This is a genomic window from Chryseobacterium sp. G0162 (assembly GCF_003815715.1).
GTDB lineage: Bacteria > Bacteroidota > Bacteroidia > Flavobacteriales > Weeksellaceae > Chryseobacterium.
On record NZ_CP033922.1, the window covers coordinates 3,777,899 to 3,798,624 of the forward strand.

13 protein-coding genes and 1 pseudogene are annotated in these 20,726 nt (G+C 34.9%); 13 read left to right on the forward strand and 1 reads right to left on the reverse strand.

Going from position 1 to position 20,726, the window contains the following annotated elements; translation table 11 throughout:
* Nucleotides 1-29 precede the first annotated feature (29 nt).
* Nucleotides 30-2,819: a TonB-dependent receptor gene (locus tag EG344_RS17145; protein ID WP_123910605.1), complete on the reverse strand. Its 2,790-nt coding sequence runs from the start codon at nucleotides 2,817-2,819 to the stop codon at nucleotides 30-32.
* 324 nt (nucleotides 2,820-3,143) lie between these two features.
* Between EG344_RS17145 and EG344_RS17150 the strand changes: the two genes are divergently transcribed.
* From EG344_RS17150 to EG344_RS17210, 13 genes and pseudogenes are all read left to right on the forward strand, one after another.
* A complete protein-coding gene (locus EG344_RS17150) occupies nucleotides 3,144-3,818 on the forward strand; it encodes a response regulator (protein ID WP_123910606.1) in 675 nt (224 codons plus the stop codon).
* 48 nt (nucleotides 3,819-3,866) lie between these two features.
* Entirely contained in the window at nucleotides 3,867-4,898 is a 1,032-nt protein-coding gene (locus EG344_RS17155; protein ID WP_123910607.1) for a sensor histidine kinase, read from the forward strand.
* 134 nt (nucleotides 4,899-5,032) lie between these two features.
* Entirely contained in the window at nucleotides 5,033-5,629 is a 597-nt protein-coding gene (locus tag EG344_RS17160) for an IS1096 element passenger TnpR family protein (RefSeq protein WP_123910608.1), read from the forward strand.
* A gap of 297 nt (nucleotides 5,630-5,926) precedes the next feature.
* On the forward strand, nucleotides 5,927-7,276 hold the full coding sequence (locus EG344_RS17165) for an alpha-amylase family glycosyl hydrolase (protein ID WP_123910609.1): 1,350 nt from the start codon (nucleotides 5,927-5,929) through the stop codon (nucleotides 7,274-7,276).
* Between the two features lie 118 nt (nucleotides 7,277-7,394).
* Complete coding sequence (locus EG344_RS17170) at nucleotides 7,395-7,835, forward strand: hypothetical protein (RefSeq protein WP_123910610.1); 441 nt, start codon at nucleotides 7,395-7,397, stop codon at nucleotides 7,833-7,835.
* A 16-nt stretch (nucleotides 7,836-7,851) separates the two neighbouring features.
* Entirely contained in the window at nucleotides 7,852-8,502 is a 651-nt protein-coding gene (locus tag EG344_RS17175) for a hypothetical protein (protein ID WP_123910611.1), read from the forward strand.
* Between the two features lie 157 nt (nucleotides 8,503-8,659).
* Nucleotides 8,660-9,454 carry a thymidylate synthase gene (locus EG344_RS17180; RefSeq protein WP_123910612.1) on the forward strand — a complete coding sequence of 265 codons (795 nt, stop codon included), beginning with the start codon at nucleotides 8,660-8,662 and terminating at the stop codon, nucleotides 9,452-9,454.
* Nucleotides 9,455-9,552: 98 nt separating this feature from the next.
* Nucleotides 9,553-10,992 carry a hypothetical protein gene (locus EG344_RS17185; protein ID WP_123910613.1) on the forward strand — a complete coding sequence of 480 codons (1,440 nt, stop codon included), beginning with the start codon at nucleotides 9,553-9,555 and terminating at the stop codon, nucleotides 10,990-10,992.
* A gap of 341 nt (nucleotides 10,993-11,333) precedes the next feature.
* A complete protein-coding gene (locus EG344_RS17190) occupies nucleotides 11,334-11,552 on the forward strand; it encodes a hypothetical protein (protein ID WP_068944240.1) in 219 nt (72 codons plus the stop codon).
* 24 nt (nucleotides 11,553-11,576) lie between these two features.
* Nucleotides 11,577-14,086 (forward strand): annotated as a pseudogene (locus EG344_RS17195) (M1 family metallopeptidase).
* A 234-nt stretch (nucleotides 14,087-14,320) separates the two neighbouring features.
* The gene (locus EG344_RS17200) at nucleotides 14,321-15,649 is read left to right on the forward strand and encodes a hydroxymethylglutaryl-CoA synthase family protein (RefSeq protein ID WP_123910614.1); all 1,329 of its coding nucleotides are present in this window, start codon (nucleotides 14,321-14,323) and stop codon (nucleotides 15,647-15,649) included.
* Between the two features lie 412 nt (nucleotides 15,650-16,061).
* On the forward strand, nucleotides 16,062-18,953 hold the full coding sequence (locus EG344_RS17205; RefSeq protein WP_123910615.1) for a SusC/RagA family TonB-linked outer membrane protein: 2,892 nt from the start codon (nucleotides 16,062-16,064) through the stop codon (nucleotides 18,951-18,953).
* An 8-nt stretch (nucleotides 18,954-18,961) separates the two neighbouring features.
* Nucleotides 18,962-20,296, forward strand: coding sequence for a RagB/SusD family nutrient uptake outer membrane protein (locus EG344_RS17210; RefSeq protein ID WP_123910616.1), 1,335 nt, complete (start codon nucleotides 18,962-18,964; stop codon nucleotides 20,294-20,296).
* Nucleotides 20,297-20,726 lie beyond the last annotated feature (430 nt).

The following is a 20,726-nucleotide window of genomic DNA, read 5'->3' on the forward strand; positions in this document are numbered from 1 at the left end:
ATTTTTATTAGATTATTTTGAATGAATTATTAAAAACTGTACCCAAGTGTTAAACTGAAGTTGGTACCTGTTAATCGATCTATGGCAAGAGCATCAGTAGTATCGTACTTCTTGTTATTGTTCAGATCGTGATAGAATTTTGCACGACGGTTCAGAATATCAGAAACGTTTAGCTTGATCTCTCCTTTTTTATTCCATATTTTTTTAGCAATCTGGAAATCTAAAAGTGGTCTTGGAGCTTCCCAGATTGGTGGAACCTGATCATTTCCTACGTAAAGGATTCTTCTTCCAATCATATTGAATAGTACAGTAGAAGACCATCCTGACTTCTCAGCATCATACTGAAGACTTAAGTTGATGGTGTATGGAGACTGCCCCTGCATGGGTCTGTCAATTCTGGTAGCCTCATCGGTTACTTTATTTTTAATATAAGCGAAATTACCACCCAATGTGAAGTCTTTAAGAGTGCTTACGAAATCCAGTTTTTTTCTGAATTCCAATTCAACTCCATAAGCATCAGCCTTATCTACATTCAGATAATTGAACGTGTTACTTGTTCCTACCCCCGATTGGTTAAAGTACAATTCGATCGGTTTTTTGAAATTTTTATAGAAAGCAGCTACGGAAAGGATCTCACCGTTTCTTGGATAGAATTCCCAACGAAGGTCTGCATTGGTGATTTTAGTTCTTTCAATATCTTTACTACCAATTACTGTAGCTCCCAAATCAAAATCATAATATGCCAAAGGAGAAACTTCTCGGAACTCAGGTCTTACCACAGTCTGAGAACCGGCAAGACGTATATTCATTTTAGGATTTACTTTGAAAGTCAGGTTAACTGCTGGTAAGAAGTCTGTAACCCTTGTATTTACAAATCGATCATCGCTTCTTTTTGTACTCCCTACCAACTGATCAAAGTTTTCAACTCTTAACCCCCAAATAGCTCTTAACCATGGTGTAAAGTTGTTGTCAAACTGTAAATATCCTGCATTAAGGATTGTGTTGGCAATATATCGGTATTGGTTTCCGGCAATTTCATCAAATGTAAATCTACCGTCAGTTCCGAAGTTTTCAGGATTAAAAATCGTCTCAAAAGGTTGGGAAAGTAATCCCTGATTATATTTTTCAAGCCTTACAGAGAAAGGTCTTGAGTTGTATATCCTGTCTTTTACCTGGAATAAATATCCACCCTTAATGGTTTGCTTCTGTCCGAATAAAGTAAATGATTTAGAAATATCACCTCCTGCATTGTATAGATAATCGCTCAATGTAGAATAGAAAACACTTCCTGATTTCTGGGAAAGACCATTCGAGATTAACGCCAGATAAGGACTTCCTTGCATATTCGTATATTGGTTGTACTGCAAACGCTGTAACAAAGGAATATACTGATCCAGGATCCCGAAGCTTCCGTACCAGTTTACGGTAAATCCGCCAAGAGCATCTATTTTGTGAGTTCCTGAAAGGGTAGAATTATAAAAAATGGTTTCTTTAAATCCTATTTCTCTTGCCTCAATATTGGTTCCATTGATAGGATCGAACTCAAAATCCTTTCCTGATCTGAATGACATGTGGTTCACCGTATTGTTGGTGATGATGTTCTTTAGGGAGATTTTATTGTTGCTGTTAAACTTCAGGGCTAGATTCAACATCCCGCCAAGAATAACATCGTTGGTATATTTTTCAGTATAATAATCGAAGTTTGTATTGGCTATTTCGTCGTTGATGGTAAAGAAACGGTTGTTGGTTACGGTTCTTCTTTTGTTGTTACTGTAGTTTAAAACTGCAATAACCCCCAAATCTTTTCCGAAAACCTTTGTATTGAAACCTCCGTCTAACTGTAAGCTTACATTTTCAGGATATCCTACCGTATTGTATCCTAAATTTTTAGTAAACCCTTTACCAATATCTGTTTTTTGACCTTCATTCAGAATACTGAAAGCATTCTTTGCAGGCATATTGGTAGGTAATTTTCTATAACCGTCATCAATTCCTAGAAAGTCCCATTTTCCTCCTTTCTGCATAAAGAACTCATGGTTCATGGTAATGTTGTTACCTCCTACACCCACTTGTACATTGAAGAAATCTTTATTGGGAATATCTTTAGTGTTTACCTGAATCAGACCACCTCCCCATTCACCGGTATATTCAGGAATAAAGGTTTTGTTGATGACAAGCGTTTCGATAACATTGGCAGGGAAAAGGTCAAAAGAGAATGTCTTTCTGTCCGGCTCCGTACTGGATAACTGAATACCATTTAACATGGCTTGGTTATAACGGTCAGATAATCCTCTTACTACAATATATTTTCCGTCAAATAAACTCACCCCGGAAACTCTTTTCAGAACTTCACCAGTGTTTCTGTCCGGACTTCTTTTAATTGCTTCAATACCGATAACCTGAGAAACTACACCCGCATTTTTCTGTAATCCGATGGTAGAAGCTATGGTTTCTTTTCTTGCATTAGATTTAATGACAACTCCCTCAATCTCTTTCTCTTTAGCAGTTGGTTTTTCCAAAACAATATCAAGATGAGTATTGCCGTCATTTTTTACAATAACTTCACTGATCTCCTTTTTGTTGTACCCGTTGGAGCTTACTGTTATTATATAGTTCGTACCAGGGGATAAGTTGATAGAATAGTATCCGGAAAGGTCTGTAACTACTTCTTGGTCATTTACCTTTACTTTTACACCTTCTATAGGAGTGTTGTCTTTCTCATCCAGTACCCTACCTTCAAGAATTTGGCTTTGTGCAAAAGCATAACCAGCAGAAAACAAGGCAAGCAGCATAATGCTCTTGTGGAGTTGTTTTTTCATTTTACTTCTTTTACTTCTTTTTCAAGGGCAAAATAAGGGCTAAGTTTTTAAGAAAAGTTTAGGAGAATTTTAATTAATTGTGAAGTTTGTATTAATGAATTATAGTTCTTTTAACTTATTGATCTTTGTTTTTTTTAAGGTTTTATTTTGTTTGTTTTTTAAAAAATGTTTCGTATATTTGATTTTAATGTATTTATTTATTCTTTTTATTGTTGATTTTTTAATTCAAATGACAGGATTTGCTTTTTAATAATTAGTTAACATTGGGCGAATAGATGAAATCAATGAAAATAGTTACTTTTGTGGGAATTCTTAAACTAGAAGATGAGCAAAAAAATTCTTTTAATAGACGACGAACTGGACATTTTAGAGATTCTATCTTACAACCTTGAAAAGGAAGGATATGAAATCTATACTGCTACCAATGGTAATGAGGGAATAGAAAAAGCTAAGGAAATAATTCCTGATCTTATTCTACTGGACGTAATGATGCCAGAAAAAGATGGTATTGAAACTTGTCAGGAACTTCGTAAAGTGAAAGAACTCCAAAAGACACTTATTGTTTTCCTTTCTGCAAGAAGCGAAGAGTTTTCTCAGTTAGCAGGCTTCCAGGCAGGAGCTAATGATTATGTTGTAAAACTGATCAAACCGAAAATTTTAATTTCTAAAGTAAACGCTTTATTGAAACTAACCTCTCAGGTTTCTGACAATGCCAAGCTGATCGAAATCGGTGATCTTGTGATTGATAAAGATAACTTCAGAGTTTCCAAAAGCGGACAGCAGTTTCTTCTTCCTAAAAAGGAATTTGACTTACTTTACCTTTTGGCTTCTAACACTGAAAAGGTTTTCAAAAGAGAAGAAATTCTTGAAAAAGTTTGGGGTAATGATGTGATCGTAGGAGAAAGAACTATTGATGTTCACATCAGAAGATTGAGAGAAAAATTGGGCATTAATACCATTCAGACTTTAAAAGGAATTGGATATAAACTAATTGTTTAATCCTTTAAAAACCTTACCTTTACGTTCAATCTTTAAAACTTTGTAAAATTGAAATTTTACAGGCTTACACTTGTTGCCTCTTGTCTGCTGACATTGGTAATGCTTTTCTTAGTGGTCATTTTCGACTCACTTAAAGATATTTATTATGAGACCCCTTTATTTAAGACGGGTCTTTTAATCTGTATTGTGCTTATCTTTATTATCAATTGCGTCGTATTGGAGCTTCTTTTCAATTATTACGGAAGAAAGCAGGTGAAAGGGCTTTCCGGGATACTTCCGCAGGAAATGGTGAATGATAATGATGAGAATATCACCATTAAAGAATTGGGAGAACGATTTTCAGACCTTAATCAGCAGAGAGCTACTGAAATTGATATGATGAAGGAAATGGAAAGCTACCGTAAAGAATATATCGGTAATGTTTCCCATGAACTTAAAACACCTTTGTTTTCTATCCAGGGCTACGTAGAAACCCTAAGAGACGGTGGAGTGGATAACCTGACCATTCGTGATAAATATCTTGAAAGAATCGATAAATCTGTGGAAAGGCTTATTGCCATTGTTACTGATCTTGATATGATCAACAGACTCGAAGCCGGGGAGATTAATCTTACCGTTTCCAAATTTGATGTGAATCTTCTGATCAAGGAAATTTTTGACCTTCTTGAATTTGAAGCTGAAAAACATAATACCACATTACAGATCCAGACTTTGCATCCACAAATCTTGGTGGAGGCTGATAAACAGAAAATTTCACAGGTCTTTATCAACCTTATTTCAAATGCCATTCACTATGCCAACAGACAGGAAGCAAAAGTGATTGTAAAAACAAGTATTTTAAGAAATAAAGTACTGATTGAAGTTATTGATAACGGAATGGGAATCAAGTCTGAAATTCTTCCAAGAATCTTCGAGCGTTTCTATCGTGTAGAAACCAGCAGAAGCAGAAGAGAGGGCGGTTCCGGATTAGGACTGGCCATCGTAAAGCATATCCTTGAGGCTCATAACGAAAACATTACCGTAGAAAGTGTTTATCTTGAAGGAACGAAGTTCAGTTTTATGCTAGAAAAAAGTAAATAATTCCGGCAAAATGTAAGAAAAAAAAATATTTTAAAAAATCCTGAAATATTTTTTTGTCACCTGTCATTTATTATATATTTGCACCAGAGATTTATCATAATTATAAAGGCAAAAAAGTAATTTAAGAAACTGATATGGTTTACAAAGTCCGCGTAATATTAGATGCGAAAGAGGATATTTTCCGTGATATTGAAGTTAAAGGAAAACAAACATTATGGAATTTACATTTAGGAATTAAAAGTGCGTTCAATCTGCAAGGAGAAGAACTTTCTGCTTTTAATCTGTTAGAGAGTGATGGAACAATCGTAAAAAGTGTCCCACTCGAAGATATGAGTGATGATGGTGATGGGGAGATTATGTCAGATGTATATATTGATGAAGCTTTTGAAAATGTAGGAGACAAAGCACAGTTTCAATATGGACTTCTTGATCTTTGGGAGTTTTATTGTGAACTTGTAGAAATCATTGACGAGAAGAAAGGAGTTACCTATCCTATTACCGTTTTCAGATTTGGAAATGTTCCTTTGAAAGCGCCTAGCAAAAGCGGAAACGCTGGAGGATCTAAAAAGAAATCAGCCATGCCTCTTATGGAGGATGATTTTAGCTTTGAGGATGATTTTGGGGCTGGAGGAAACTTCTCAGATGAAGATGACAGCTTCGATGATGATGAGGAAGAAGACTACAACGATGACATCTTTGATGATGAAGATGATAACGATGAAGAAAGATAAGATGGAGATATAAAATAGAGCCCCGGATTTTTGAATCCGGGGCTTTTTTATTAATACTGAATACGCCTGCATGAAATAAAATTGGTTCCCATATTTGCTTCTAAAAAATAGAACAGAATCTATTTAAAAGCTTTGCCTCAAATTTATAGGACTGATCTAACTCTTTCCATCATAAAGTAAAATGTCCCATAAGTCAAATGTTTTTATGATCTGTATTATTTCAAAATAGCTTCTGTAATTTTACTTTTTAGCCTCTTTCCCTGAAAAACAATCCTTACTTTTGTTAAAAATAGATTAATGAAGAAATTAATTTTATTAGCCGTAATTGGTCTGGGAATTGTTTCCTGTACCACTCAAAAAAATACTGGGAAGATGACAGAACTGCCAAAAGAATGGAAACATACTACTAATATCTACGAAGTAAATATCAGACAATATACTCAGGAAGGAACTTTTAAAGCATTCGCAAAAGAAATGCCCCGACTGAAAGCAATGGGAGTAAAAACGCTCTGGTTTATGCCAATTACCCCAATTGCTCAGCAAAATAAAAAAGGAAGCATGGGGAGCCCTTATGCAGCAGCAGATTATACTTCCATTAATCCTGAATTCGGGACAATGGAGGATTTTAAAGCGATGGTGAATGAAGCACACAGACTTGGATTTAAAGTTATTATTGACTGGGTTGCCAATCATACAGGTTGGGATCATGTCTGGACCAAAACCCATCCTGAATTTTATCTGAAAGATCCGGACGGGAAATTCCATATTGCTTCCGGAATGGATGATATCATTGAACTGGATTATAAAAATCAGGAAATGCGCCAGGCAATGATTGATGCAATGAAATTCTGGATAACAGAAACGGATATTGATGGTTTCAGATGTGACTTAGCTTCATGGGTAGAAGTTGATTTCTGGCAGCAGGCACGTCCGGAAGTTGAAAAGGTAAAGCCTCTTTTCTGGTTAGGAGAATTTGATGAGCTGGAAAGCCCTGAATACGGAAAAGTTTTCGATGCAAGCTATTCCTGGAAATGGATGCACAAATCTGCTGATTATTATAAAAAGAATGAACCGCTTCAGGAGCTTAAGGACTTATTGGTGCAGTATTCCAATATTGGAGACAACTCAATGAGAGCCTGGTTCACAGCGAATCATGATGAGAATTCTTGGAACGGCACAGAATATGAAAAATATGCAGTCATTACAAAACCAATGGCGGTATTCTCAGCCACATGGAACGGTATTCCATTGCTGTACTCAGGTCAGGAACTTCCCAATATGAAAAGGCTCGAGTTTTTTGAGAAAGATCCTATTAAATGGACCAAAACCTATCAGGTTGCTGATTTCTATAAAACATTATTGAATTTAAAGACTTTCAACCCTGCTTTGAGAGGTGGTGATCCGAATGTGACCACTTATTTGCTGAATACCACTGCTAATGACAAGATCTTAGCATACGTAAGAAAAAATGGAAAAGATGAAGTGCTGGTTGTTTTAAACATGTCAAAAGAGCCTGTAAACTTTACGATTGAAGATGGGAATATTTCAGGAACATTCAGAAATGTATTTGAAAAAACAAAAAGAAACTTCGATGAAGGCAAAGACTTTAATTTCAAAGTTTCAGACTACGCCGTATTTGAAAAATAAAATTTTAACAATCAGTTTTTAAATGGTACTCCATTCCCCTTTTTTTGAAAGGGGGCAAAATCTACGATTTTGGTGGGATGACCTTATCCGTCTACAATACAACTACTTGAGCATTATAATGAATAAACAGGAAATAATAAACATCATTAAGGCTAAAATAACAGATAAGATCCAGTATTTTGAAAATTTGATCGCAGAAACCCGTGCTTCTAATAATGACACCAAAAGTTCAATGGGTGACAAGTATGAAACCGGCAGAGAAATGCTTCAGCAGGAAATTAATAATCTTCAGAGACAGCTTAATGAAGTATTGAACCAACAAGCTGTTTTGCAAAAGATCACTTCAGATCCTTCTGAGAAAGTGCAGAATGGTGCTTTGGTGAAAACCAATAAGGGATTATTCTATGTTTCAGCTTCTATGGGAGAAATTCTTTGTGAAAAACAGAAAATCATGACTGTTTCTGCAGAATCTCCTTTAGTAAAAGCAATGTTTGGCAAGAAAATGGGAGAGATATTTACCATCAACAATATGAATCAGAATATTGAGCATATCTGGTAAATCAATCTTTAATGCTATGAAATTTAAAAATTTACTTCTCTTTGCCTTTTTATTAGGTAGCTTGGTGATCAATGCGCAGGTTCGTGCTGCTGTTTCAGGGAAAACTTATGATCTTGAAACGGTAAAACTTACTGTAGAAGGTTTTGTAATAACCCTTAATGCAGACGGATCGATTTCCGATTTCAATGCTCCTGATCTGAACGGGAAGATTGAATATTATGAGGATAATGTTTTTGATAAGATTAAATACGGGAAACTTAAAAGCATTGGAGGAGTCAAAATAGACTATTGGGATGATTCTTTCACCCATAGAGAAAAAGCAGGTAAGCTAAAAAGTATCGGAAATATTGCTGTAGATTACTGGGATGACACTGCTTTTAACAGAGAGAAGGCAGGTAAAGTAAAGAAGATAGGAAATCTTACTATAGATTACTGGGGAGATGATATCATGGATAACAGCAGACTTGGAAAATTGAAAACAATAGGTGATATCTCCATAGATTACGGAACAAAAGATATTATCGATCAAAGTAAATTCAAGAAATTGGTAAAATTTGGTCCGGTGGAATTGGATTATTCAAACGATAAATTTATTGACAAAAACAGATTCGGTCAGCTGAAATCGATCAGTGGAAATAGTGAAAAAATTAGTGTTACCGTGTTATAATAGTATCAAAAATAAATAGAAATTTTTAATATCCGTAGATAACAGATATACAATTGTTTAATAGAAAACGGATATGCATCTTATACAAAGCATTCATATAATGGATGCTTTTTTTCATGCTTTTTTACTAAATTTGGGGCATAAAATTCCTTTCGAAATGCAAAACTACCTGGATCTTTTACAGCATATTTTAGACAACGGAACTGATAAAACCGATAGAACCGGTACCGGCACAAGAAGTGTTTTCGGGTATCAGTTAAGATATGATCTGTCAAAAGGTTTTCCATTGGTAACCACTAAAAAAGTGCATTTGAAATCCATTATCTATGAATTGCTTTGGTTCCTGAAAGGAGAGACTAATATTAAATACCTTAAAGATAACGGAGTAAGCATCTGGGATGAATGGGCCGATGAAAATGGTGATTTGGGACCTGTTTATGGGGCACAATGGAGAAGTTGGAATGGAGCAGGCGGAAAAGTAGTAGATCAGATCACAGAAGTCATTGACCAGATCAAAAAGAATCCGGATTCCAGAAGGCTAATTGTTTCCGCATGGAATGTCGCTGAAATTCCTAATATGGCATTGGCACCTTGTCACGCATTATTCCAGTTTTATGTAGCCGATGGAAAATTATCATTGCAGTTGTATCAGAGAAGTGCAGATGTCTTTCTGGGGGTTCCTTTCAATATTGCCAGTTACGCATTGTTATTGATGATGGTAGCACAGGTTTGTGACCTTGAAGTAGGGGATTATGTTCATAGTTTTGGAGATGTTCACATCTATAATAACCATTTTGAACAGGTGAACAGACAGCTTTCAAGAGAAACAAGACCACTTCCTACAATGAAACTGAATCCTGAAGTGAAAAATATTTTTGATTTCAATTTTGAAGATTTTACTTTAGAAAACTATGATCCACATCCGGGAATTAAGGCTCCTGTAGCTATTTAATATAGTTTCAACTGTTTATTATCTTTTGTAATTGACGGATTTCTGCTATTTTTGAAGTTTGTGAGAGTTTATTTCACCACAAATTTTGAAAAAATAATATGGAAAAAAAATTAAACAATACGTATCTGATATTTCTGAATATTCTGATCGTTGTTTACAATCTTTATATAGCACTGTGTGTTTTTACAGAAAATGTTATTGTAACGGATGACTTAAAAGAAGCTTACAACGCCAGACATATCTCGGAACCTTATTTCAGTTATATCTATTCCTATCTGGATTCTTCTAATATGGCGGCAAGACCGGTATCCGGATGGGTGACGGGGACTTTAGTTTTTCTTTCAAAGTATGACGCGTCTATTTATCTTTTAGGAATACTTTTTTTTCCTCTTTCGTTGATCGCTATTTATTGGGTCGCAAAAAAAATGATGTCAAGAGAATTGGCGAGTCTGATTATTTTGCTGTATTCCTGTTCCTTAATAGGTACAAGTATTCAGTTTTCTCCAATCATGCTGAATTCAAATCTGGCAACAATATTTTTTAGTCTGAGTGTTTATTATATCTATATCCGGAAAAATATTTGGCTCAGTTCTTTGTTTTTTATTCTTTCAGTATTAAGTTATGAGATTTTTCTTCCACTTATTCTTCTGAATCTTTATTTCATTAAAGAGAATAAAAAAAGAATGGTATTCCTGGGATTAGCACTTGGATCAATTGTTCTTTTTAGAAAAGTGATTCAGCCGGGAATATTTGCTCACTCTTATCAAAGAGATGAAGTAGGGAATATCTTTCAATTGAAGAGAGTGCTGCATGTGACTATTTTAACGGTAAAGCTGTTTGTAAAAGATATTTTTGTTGGAATTTATAAAGGTGTGGTGAATCTTAAAAACCTACATGTTATAGAGATACTATTAGCATTGCTCATGTCTTCTATAGTCTATAAAGTTTTCTCCGGGTATGATTTTAGAAGCAAATTAAAAGACATTAAAAATATAGGATTAATTTCTTTAATTTCAATAGTACTAGCTGTAAGTGTTTTCTATGTTTCTGCCTATATTCCTACCCTTTTTGGATTTGATAACCGAAGCCTCGGAGCTATAAGACTTTTTTATACACTTTTGGTTATTTCAGGAGTTATTTATTTCTGCTTTAAATTCAAATTGGGAAATAAAACAATCAGTTCTCTTTTTGCAACAATAGCCTTTCTTCTACTTATCACTAACATGAGTGTGAAGAATGCCTGGATCTATGCCAATCAGTTTAATCTTAAAATGTTTAATGAACTGAGTAAAACATTGAAAGCCGAAAATATTGAAAGTGGGGTGGTATGTTTAAGATATGATATGTTTACCGAACTGAAAACCAATCCACATTTTATACTGAGAGAGCCTATTTTTTATAACAATTGGGAGACCCGTATGCTGTCTGAAATGAATGGTATTAATGCTAAAAATGTGCAGGTTTATAATGCTGACAGACAGATGAACTGTGAGAGGGTGTTTTTGTATAAAAACGGAAAAGTAATCAGGGAAAAATAATACATAAAGTAAGGAAATCCTTTGGGGCATAAAATGACCAATGTTTTATTTTGATTGTTAATAATGATTGCTCACTCTCATTCTGAATGAAACGCAGTAAAATGGAGAATCTATTTATAATTTATAGTATTTTCCAGCGCAGAGAAGGACTATTTTAGAATGACTGAAGATTCAATTTAGGCTCATAATCGCTTCCAGCTTCCTTAACACTACTTTTTCCATAAAAATCTCTTTTAAAAAGGACTTACAGACCCATTGTTTCTAAAATAAGTTTTAAATTTGAAAGAACTTGGTTTCAACCCTTTAAGAAAAGGGATAATTATAAATCCAATCACAAGATCATGAAGTATTTAAAAATAAATATTGAAGAAAATGCCGATCCTGAAGTACTGAAAAATATTGTGCTTCAGTTAAAAGGGGTTGCTTCAGCAGAAATTGTTGACGACGAAAATCCGGAAAGTGAATTGAAAAAAGCTTTTGCCAAAACAAAAGAACAATTGAAAACAGGAGACTATGAGACATTAGTCAATGATATTTTCGACATCATAATAAAAAAATAAACTCTAAAATTATAAAGTAGACAGATGAGAAAGGCCATTTTATCGATTGCAATACTTGGAATTTTGTTTTCCGCCAATGTATCAGCTCAAACCGAAACTTCAGGAAGAGAAAAAGTGTACAGGGCTACCCATACCAAGGTGACAGAACTGAAACATACAAAGCTGAAGGTAAACTTCGACTATCAGAAAGAACAGATGAATGGGGAAGAATGGCTGACTGCCTCACCTTATTTTTATGCGACCAATGAGCTGATCCTCGATGCAAAAGCAATGTTGATTCATGAAGTAGCTCTTGATAATAATGGAAAAAAATCTCCTTTAAAATACGAATATAAAGATGATATTCTGAAAATTACACTGGATAAAACCTATCAGAGAAATCAGGATTATACAGTTTATATCAAATATACCTCACGTCCGAACGAAGTGAAACAACAAGGAAGTGTAGCTATTAATGATGCAAAAGGTCTTTATTTCATTAATGCTCAAGGAACAGATCCGGAACTTCCTACACAAATATGGACACAGGGAGAAACTGAAGCGTCTTCTGCGTGGTTTCCAACCATTGATAAACCTAATCAAAAGACCACACAGGAAATCTATATGACGGTTCCTGATAAATATGTGACCCTTTCGAATGGGATACTGAAAGATTCTCAAAAAGAATCCAACGGACTTAGAACCGATCACTGGGTAATGGATAAAAGACACTCAACTTACCTCTTCTTCATGGGAGTAGGAGAGTATGCTATTGTAAAAGATAAATGGAAAAACATTCCGGTTGATTATTATATCGAGAAAGAATACGAACCTTACGCAAAACAGATTTATGGGAATACCCCGGAAATGATTGATTTTTTCTCTAAAAGAATGAATTATGATTATCCATGGGCTAAATACGCTCAGATTTCCGGTAGAAACTATGTGAGTGGTGCCATGGAAAATACAACAGCAACCCTTCACGGAAGTGATATTCTTCAAAAACCGGGACAGCTTATTGATGAGAATACATGGGAAGATACCATTGCCCACGAATTGTTTCACCACTGGTTTGGAGATCTGGTTACAGCAGAAAGCTGGAGCAATCTTACAGTCAATGAATCTTTCGCTAATTATTCCGAATACCTTTGGAATGAACATAAATATGGAAAAGACCAAGCCGATTATCACCTGATGACTGATGTGAACAGATACATTCATAATCCGTCAGATTTTAATAAAAACCTGGTAAGATTCAATTATGCATCACGTGAAGATGTATTTGATCTGGTAACCTATCAGAAAGGAGGCGGAATTCTGAATATGCTAAGAAACTATTTAGGAGATGATGCTTTCTTTGCCGGAATGAATGATTATCTGAAGACCAATGAATATCAGAATGCAGAAGCTCATCAGTTGAGACTTTCCTTTGAAAAAGTTTCCGGAAAAGATTTGAATTGGTTCTTTAATCAATGGTATTTCGGAAGCGGAAATCCAAAAATCAACTATTCATTTACATTTGAACCTGTAAAAAAACAGGTTGCTGTGACGATTAATCAAACCCAGGACCAGATGTTTGAATTTCCTTTGGCTATTGATGTTTATGATAATGGCAAGCCGAAGAGGTATAATGTTTGGGTAAACGCTGATGCAAAGAATACATTCAATTTTGATGTTTCCAAAGCCCCGGATCTGGTAAATATTATGCAGATGGTGTTTTATTAGCAGATATTACTGATAAGAAAACTCCGGAACAAAATCTTTTACAGTTTACAAATTCCAAAGAGTTTAAAAACAGATATAATGCTTTAGCAGGAATAAAAGATCAGACAGGAAAAAGTCCTGCTGTAACAAAATTATTGGCAGCAGCATTGAAAGATCCGTTCTTCAGAGTGAGAATTCAGGCTTTGGAATTAGTTGATCTTAGCAATCCTGAACAAATGAAAGCTCTGGGAGCTGAGGTTGAAAAATTAGCATCCAATGATCCTAAAACATTAACGCAGGCTGCAGCAATTGCTGCTTTGGCAAAAACAAAAGATAAAAAATATCTTCCGCTCTTTGAAAAAGGAATGGGGGCCGTTTCTAATGCTGTAAAAAGAAGTTCGTTAGGAGCTATTCTTACTAACGATCCTTCAAAAGCTAATTCATTAGCTGATAAAATAGATCTGGATGGTGCTTCAGATGATTTGCAGGCGCAGTTACTTCCCATTATTGTAAAAAATAAAGTAATTTCTCAAATGCCAAAAATTGCTCCATTGGCAGCATTTTATCCGTTTATCAAATTTCAGAATCCGGAACTGGGCAAATCTGCAGAAGAAGGATACAACTGGATCATGTCATCTGATAACTTAAAAGCTACTGAAAGCGTGACTAAAATTTTAGGATACGCAAAAAATCAGATAGGAGATAATCCACAGGCTAAAATGATGGTGGTACAAATGCTGAAGGATGGTTTAAGTAAAAAAATGGAATTGCTGAAACAAAATCCACAAAACGCAGTAAGTATCAATAAACAGATTGATATTATCAACAAGACTATTGAAAATTATAAATAATATATAAATAAGATCTAGAGCCGGCTATTATGCCGGCTTTCTTTTTATAGATGGATCTGAACAGTATTGCTTACGATATTGAATGGATTTTACACCTAAAAGAAAAGGGTGAAAAAGTGATTTTATGAAATTTAGCTGGATCTTGTTTATTTTTAATAATATTACAAAAATCAGTTATTTTCACTGCTGTTTTTTGCGTTATCTTTCATAAATTCGTTTAAAATTTAAAAAATTATGAGTTTTGGAATTGAAGCGGCGAGCTATTATGTGCCTTCTTTGTATTTGGAAATTAAAGAATTGGCTGAAAAAAGAGGCATAGAACCGGCAAAACTGGAGAAGGGGCTGGGGCTTCATAAAATGGGATTGCCTGATGTGCATGAAGATGCTGCAACCTTTGCGGCAGAAGCATTATTAAGATTAATTCAGGATTACCAGATCAATCCTAAAGAGATTTCAAGAATTTATCTAGGGACAGAAAGTGCTTTGGATGCCGCAAAACCTACTGCTTCTTATGCAATGCAGATGGTTGAAGAAGTATTGAAAGCAGAATATGGTGAAAGAGTTTTCAGAAACTGTGATGTAATAGACATGACCTTTGCTTGTGTTGGTGGAGTAGATGCTTTGCATAATGCATTAGATTTTGTAAGAGTAAATCCTGATAAAAAAGCGGTGATAATTGCCAGTGATTATGCAAAATATGAATTGGCTTCTTCAGGAGAATATACCCAAGGAGGTGGTGCGGTTGCTCTATTGGTTTCTGCCAAACCTGATCTTCTAGAAATTGAAAATAACTGGGGAGTCGCTACAGAAAGTGTTTTTGATTTCTTTAAACCAAGAAGGCAATATAAAAAAGATGATCTGAGTGTAGCTCCGGAAATGTATCCTGACAAAATAGAGATCTTTACGGATGAACCAGTTTTTGATGGGCAGTATTCCAATCAGTGTTATCAGGATAGAATAAGAGAAGCCTATCAACATTATAAAGAGATTACAGATAAAGAAAAACCTTATCAGAATTGGAAGTATATTATTTTTCATCTTCCTTACGCTTTTCATGGAAAAAGAGTCTTTACAGAAATCTATAGCTTGGAAAATGGAATTTCCTATGAAACTCCGGACGAGCAGAAAGCAGTTGCCAAATCTGAAGGGTATCAGCAACTGATAAATGAGGCGATTGAAAAGACCCAAAGAGCTTCTTCAGAAATAGGAAATATGTATACAGCTTCTATTTTTATGGCATTTCTCTCTGGTCTTCAGACTTCTTTTAATGAAAACGAAGATTTGTCTGGAAAAGAAATCGGATTTCTGGGATACGGCAGCGGTTCAAAATCAAAGGTATTTGCCGGTAAAGTATCTTCTAATTGGAAAGCTGTAGTAGAAAAATGGAATTTATTTGAAAATCTTAACCATAGAAAGGCTATCGATTTTGAAACCTATGAAAAGCTTCATAGAAAGCAGTTAAGTCAGTCTGTGAATCCAGACTATAAAGGATTTGGTCTTACTTCCATAGAAGCTGAAAATCCTGTTTTAATTGGGGCTAGATATTATGGCTGTCAAAAATAAATATTGTCATAATTAATAAGAATAAAGCATTTCATTGAATGAGGTGCTTTTTTTATTATTTAAGGTGAGTTTGTGTGATTATTTTATAATAATTATGTTGTTTTACTGAGAATGTTTACTATTTGGTATTGAATGTTATTTATTAAAGATAATCGTTTGGTTTATTTTTTTTATTTAATTTCTTATATATAAGTAAGGGGCTTAAATTTTTTAAAATTGTTAAAATTCTGTTAATATTTAAGAGTGTTGTTTTTTTTTATCTTTTCCCAACATGTTGCTAATTAGTTTCATTTAATTATTTGTTTTTTATGAAATTATTTCTGTTTAAACGCTTGTTTATTAGTGTTTTGAAAGTTGAGTCTGATGGTTTTTATTAACATATTTGTGATCTAGATATTAAAAACTGTTAAAGATGAATGTGAAATTACGAGTATTAAGTGTGGGGGCGCTGTTTTTTATGGGACAGGCAGCTTGGGCACAAAAAGTGAAAAAAGACACGACTTCGGTACAAGACATTGATGAAATTGTAGTAGTAGGCTATGGTACCAAGTCGTCGAAAAAAGTTACGACATCAATCTCTAAGGTAAAAGCAGATGATTTGACGAAAGTATCCGCAGCCAGCACAGATGCACTGTTGCAAGGAGCCACGACAGGACTACAGGTTTCTCCCACATCAGGAGCGCCGGGAGCGGGATTTAATGTAAGGCTCCGAGGAGTTTCCAGTATAACATCCAGTAATGATCCTTTATATGTTGTGGACGGAGTTCCTATATCATCTAATTCTCCCAGTGGAAATGTGAGCTATGGAGGACAAACCGGAAATTTATTATCTCAATTGAATCTTGCTGATGTAGAAAATATTGAAGTATTAAAAGATGCCGCTGCTGCCGCTATTTATGGATCCCGTGCTGCTAATGGAGTTGTTTTGATCACTACCAAAAAAGGAAAAAGAGGGAAAATAAATTTCAGTTTAAATTCAACTGTAGGTTTTCAGAATCCTATCAAAACATTTGAAAAAATGAGAGCTGGAGATTATTACAAGATGCTTGATTTAGCTGAATTTAATACTACTCCCAGCAGAGGAAGAACATACTGGTCTACAACTAATGGTGTCTGGAATCCTAGTTCCGGACAGTCTATTGAAGATTTTTACCGTTCTGATTTTGGAGATGATTATATCCGTCAGATTTATAGAAAAGACCAGCCACTATATGAATTGAGTGCCAGCGCGTCGGGAGGCACTGATAAGACTACTTTTTATCTTGGTTTCTCCAATTTTGACCAGTCAGGAGTGATAAAAGGGCAGGAGTACAATAGACAGACTTTTACGTTGAATCTGGATCAGAAACTTAATGATATATTCAAAGTGGTAAGTTCTGTGAGACTTTCTAATGAAAACATCAATAGAATTAACGGGGATAATAATATATATGCACCTTTAAGTGCTGCCGTTTTAGAAGCACCCGGACAAAATATTTGGAATCCTGACGGCAGCTATAATACAAGCACATGGACCTTTTCAAACCCAGTACAGAATGCTACAGATGTAAAAAGTTTGACAAAAGTTTTCGGGGTAAACACTTCATTGGGGCTTGAATCTAAATTTTCTTCCAAGCTCAATATGGTGACACGATTTAATTTGGAAAGGATCAATTATGATGAATCACGTCTGTTTCCATTAGATACTTATCAGGGAAGAGGAGCCAAAGGACAGGCAGACTACAATGGACGGTTGTACAATACTTTTACAGCGTTTAATACCATAACATACAGTGAAAGGATAAGTGATAAATTTGGTTTCACATTAATGGGAGGATTGGAATATTTTAACCGTAGAACATTTGCTACCGATATTCAAACTCAAAATATACCTTTAGGGGCTACTTCACCAGACGCAGGTTCTCAAAAAACCATTGCTTCCTATTATCCATCATTGGGAAACAGAACATTTTCTTACTTTTCAAGGTTAAGTTTAGAGATTTTCAATAATTTATTTATTGATGCTACCTTCAGGGCAGATTCCTCTTCAAAGCTGGCTTATGATAATAGAACCGAATACTTCCCGTCAGTTTCAGCTGCGTATGTGATCTCGGATAATGAATGGTTTAAAAAAGATGTAGTGAGTTCGTTAAAAGTAAAAGCTGGATGGGGAGAACTTGGAAACCAATCAGGTTTAGGAAACTTTGATGTATCTCCTACGGCCCAAATTTATACATATGGTCTGTTACCCACGTATAATATGAACCCAATCTATGGTACTACAGGGGTTCTTGCTAATCCTAATCTGGTTTGGGAAAGAACTGGTCAGACGGATGCGGGACTAGAATTAGGTTTATTTAAGAATAGAATCAATCTTACGTATGATTTTTATTATAAAAAATCACGTAAACTTTTGGTAAATGGAACATTATCTTTGGATAATGGAGCTGAAACTTATAGATCTAATGCTGCAGAAATGTATAATAGAGGACATGAAATTGGTATTAATGCTGCCATACTAAAAGCAACAAATTTAGGATGGAACTCACAGTTTAATATTACGTTTAATAAAAATGAGATTACTAAGCTTTTAGGAGATCAGCCTGTTCCGATAGATTTTGGATTTGCAACGAGAATTGATGTCGGTCAGCCGTCAGGAGCATTTTTTGGGCTTAATGCAATAGGAATTTACAGATCAAATGATGAAATTCCTAAAGCTTTGTTTGATCAGGGGATCAGGGCCGGTGATGTGAAGTATGAAGATGTTAACGGAGATGGAGTTATCGATTCAAATGACCGGATTTTCTTAGGAAAATCACAACCAGATTTCTTTGGAAATTTCAGGAATACATTTAGGTACAAAAATTTTGATTTGTCAGCTAATATAATATTTGTTTTTGGACAAGATATGTATAACTCTTCTAAAACATTTGCTGGTATTTCAGGAAACCCTTTATTTGGAAAGCTAGCTGATCAGACAGATTACTGGACACCGGATAATCCTAATGCAAGCTTACCACGCCCTGTGAGAGGGTTTAATCAGTCATGGAATAACAGAGCGTCTTCCCGATTCGTTGAAGATGCTTCTTATATCAGATTAAGAGAAGTTCAGCTTGGATATACTTTGCCTAGAAAAACGCTGGGGATAGGTGACATGACATTGAGATTCTTTATAGCGGCGGATAATCTTTGGACCTGGACAAAATACAGTGGACCGGAGCCCGAAGTAAATGCTTTTGGGCAATCAAACGTAGCCACCGGAACAGATTTCTTTACCCAAGGAATGAACAGAACAATTAAATTCGGTATTAACTTAAATTTCTAAAACTAAAAATGAAAAAAAATATAATTAAATATCTGATAGTTTCTTCTTCTTTACTTACTATAGTAAGTTGTGGAAGAGATATGGTGGGGAGCGAGACAGTGGATACTGACAGACAGGTAGGAGATGGATTCATAAAAACGGATGCTATTGCCAGAACTGCAACAAATGGGATATATAATAACATGCAGAATCGATATGTCTATGGAGGAGAATTACATTTTTTTGATGGCCTTTTTGCAGATGACTTTACACATACCGGTACTTTTTCCGAATTTGCTGAAGCAGGTGCCAGTAATTTTTTAGATACTAATTTGTCTGTAAGACGTATTTATGGAGGACATTACACTGTAATTAGAACTTGTAATGCTATTATTGACCAGGTGGAAACAAGGCCAATCCAGGGAAATACAATTACTAATCCTGTAAAAAACCAGGTACTAGGGGAGGCTTATGCTGCAAGAGCATTAATGTATTTAAATTTAGTACGCCTATTTGGAGGAGTGGCCTATGTTACAACTCCGATTTATATTGCAGACGATGTTATCCGTCCTAAAAGAGATTCACAAGAGATTGTGTATCAATCTATCATCAACGATTTGAAAAAATCAATAGAATTTTTCAAAAATAATAACGAAAAGTCCGAAACTTTCCTAAGCCTGGATGCTGCTCAGGTGATATTGGCTAAAACCTATATGGAAATAGGTTTGTATAATGATGCGAAAACCATTCTGGAAAATATTAAAGGTTATTCACTTTCTGCAAGCTATACAGCATTGTTTACAGCTTCCACTTCAACAGAGCATATTTTCAAAATTAATTTTACAGAAACAGATGGCGGAAACCAGGCGTTCTTTTTTTATCCTGCTCTTGTAGGTGGGAGAGGTGAAGTTTCATTACGTACACAGTTTATGAGTATTTTTGATGCAAGTGATACAAGAAAAATGTTTGCTATTGCTCAAGGGAGAAATTATTTTAGAAAATATAGTAACCCTGGTAGTGGTGCAGATAATGTACCTATTATAAGATATGCAGATGTACTTTTATCTCTTGCTGAATGTAGATTGAAAACATCCGGGGATGCATTAACCCCTGTGAATCAGGTGAGAGCCAGAGCGGGAATTGCCCCGTTAGCTGCGGTGACATTAGATGATGTTTTAATGGAAAGAAGAAAAGAACTGTATGGAGAAGCAGACAGATGGTTTTCAGTAAAGAGATTTGGAAAAGCACAGCAAGTGATAGAAGGTAAGGGACGTCCTTATTTTTCTAAAAGACTAGACTTATGGCCAATACCTGCTTGGCAATTGATCAACAATCCAAATACCAATCAAAATCCTGGGTATTAAAATAATAAACAACTAGCTTCTGAAATGAAGTATAAAAACTAACAAATTTTAATTATTTTAAATGAGGCTGCTCTTTTTTGGGTAGTCTCATTCTTTTTATAGGTTGATAGTATTTCACTAAAAACACTCATTTTTTCAATGATTCTGTTATAAAACCGATAATACTTATTGTTTTATATATAAACTTGTTATTAATTTCTCTTATTTCATTTTTAAATTAATATACAATAATTTATATAAAACCTTGTCAGTGTGGAAAATATATTGTTTCCATGTTCTTTATTAAGGGTCCTTACAGAATTTATGATCCTTACTGTTGTTTGCTGAAAGGTAGCAATAGTGATATGCTAATATGATATGTGTTGATTGACGATTATCTTTTTTGTAAAAGATAATCGTTACACTAAAAAAGAGAAAGGGGTTAATTTAT

Coding starts and splice junctions, on each gene's coding strand:
- EG344_RS17175 (WP_123910611.1), top strand. CDS start 7,852: ATGAAATTTAAAAATTTACTTCTCTTTGCCTTTTTATTAGGTAGCTTG.
- EG344_RS17170 (WP_123910610.1), top strand. CDS start 7,395: ATGAATAAACAGGAAATAATAAACATCATTAAGGCTAAAATAACAGAT.
- EG344_RS17150 (WP_123910606.1), top strand. CDS start 3,144: ATGAGCAAAAAAATTCTTTTAATAGACGACGAACTGGACATTTTAGAG.
- EG344_RS17145 (WP_123910605.1), bottom strand. CDS start 2,819: ATGAAAAAACAACTCCACAAGAGCATTATGCTGCTTGCCTTGTTTTCT.
- EG344_RS17160 (WP_123910608.1), top strand. CDS start 5,033: ATGGTTTACAAAGTCCGCGTAATATTAGATGCGAAAGAGGATATTTTC.
- EG344_RS17180 (WP_123910612.1), top strand. CDS start 8,660: ATGCAAAACTACCTGGATCTTTTACAGCATATTTTAGACAACGGAACT.
- EG344_RS17200 (WP_123910614.1), top strand. CDS start 14,321: ATGAGTTTTGGAATTGAAGCGGCGAGCTATTATGTGCCTTCTTTGTAT.
- EG344_RS17210 (WP_123910616.1), top strand. CDS start 18,962: ATGAAAAAAAATATAATTAAATATCTGATAGTTTCTTCTTCTTTACTT.
- EG344_RS17185 (WP_123910613.1), top strand. CDS start 9,553: ATGGAAAAAAAATTAAACAATACGTATCTGATATTTCTGAATATTCTG.
- EG344_RS17190 (WP_068944240.1), top strand. CDS start 11,334: ATGAAGTATTTAAAAATAAATATTGAAGAAAATGCCGATCCTGAAGTA.
- EG344_RS17205 (WP_123910615.1), top strand. CDS start 16,062: ATGAATGTGAAATTACGAGTATTAAGTGTGGGGGCGCTGTTTTTTATG.
- EG344_RS17165 (WP_123910609.1), top strand. CDS start 5,927: ATGAAGAAATTAATTTTATTAGCCGTAATTGGTCTGGGAATTGTTTCC.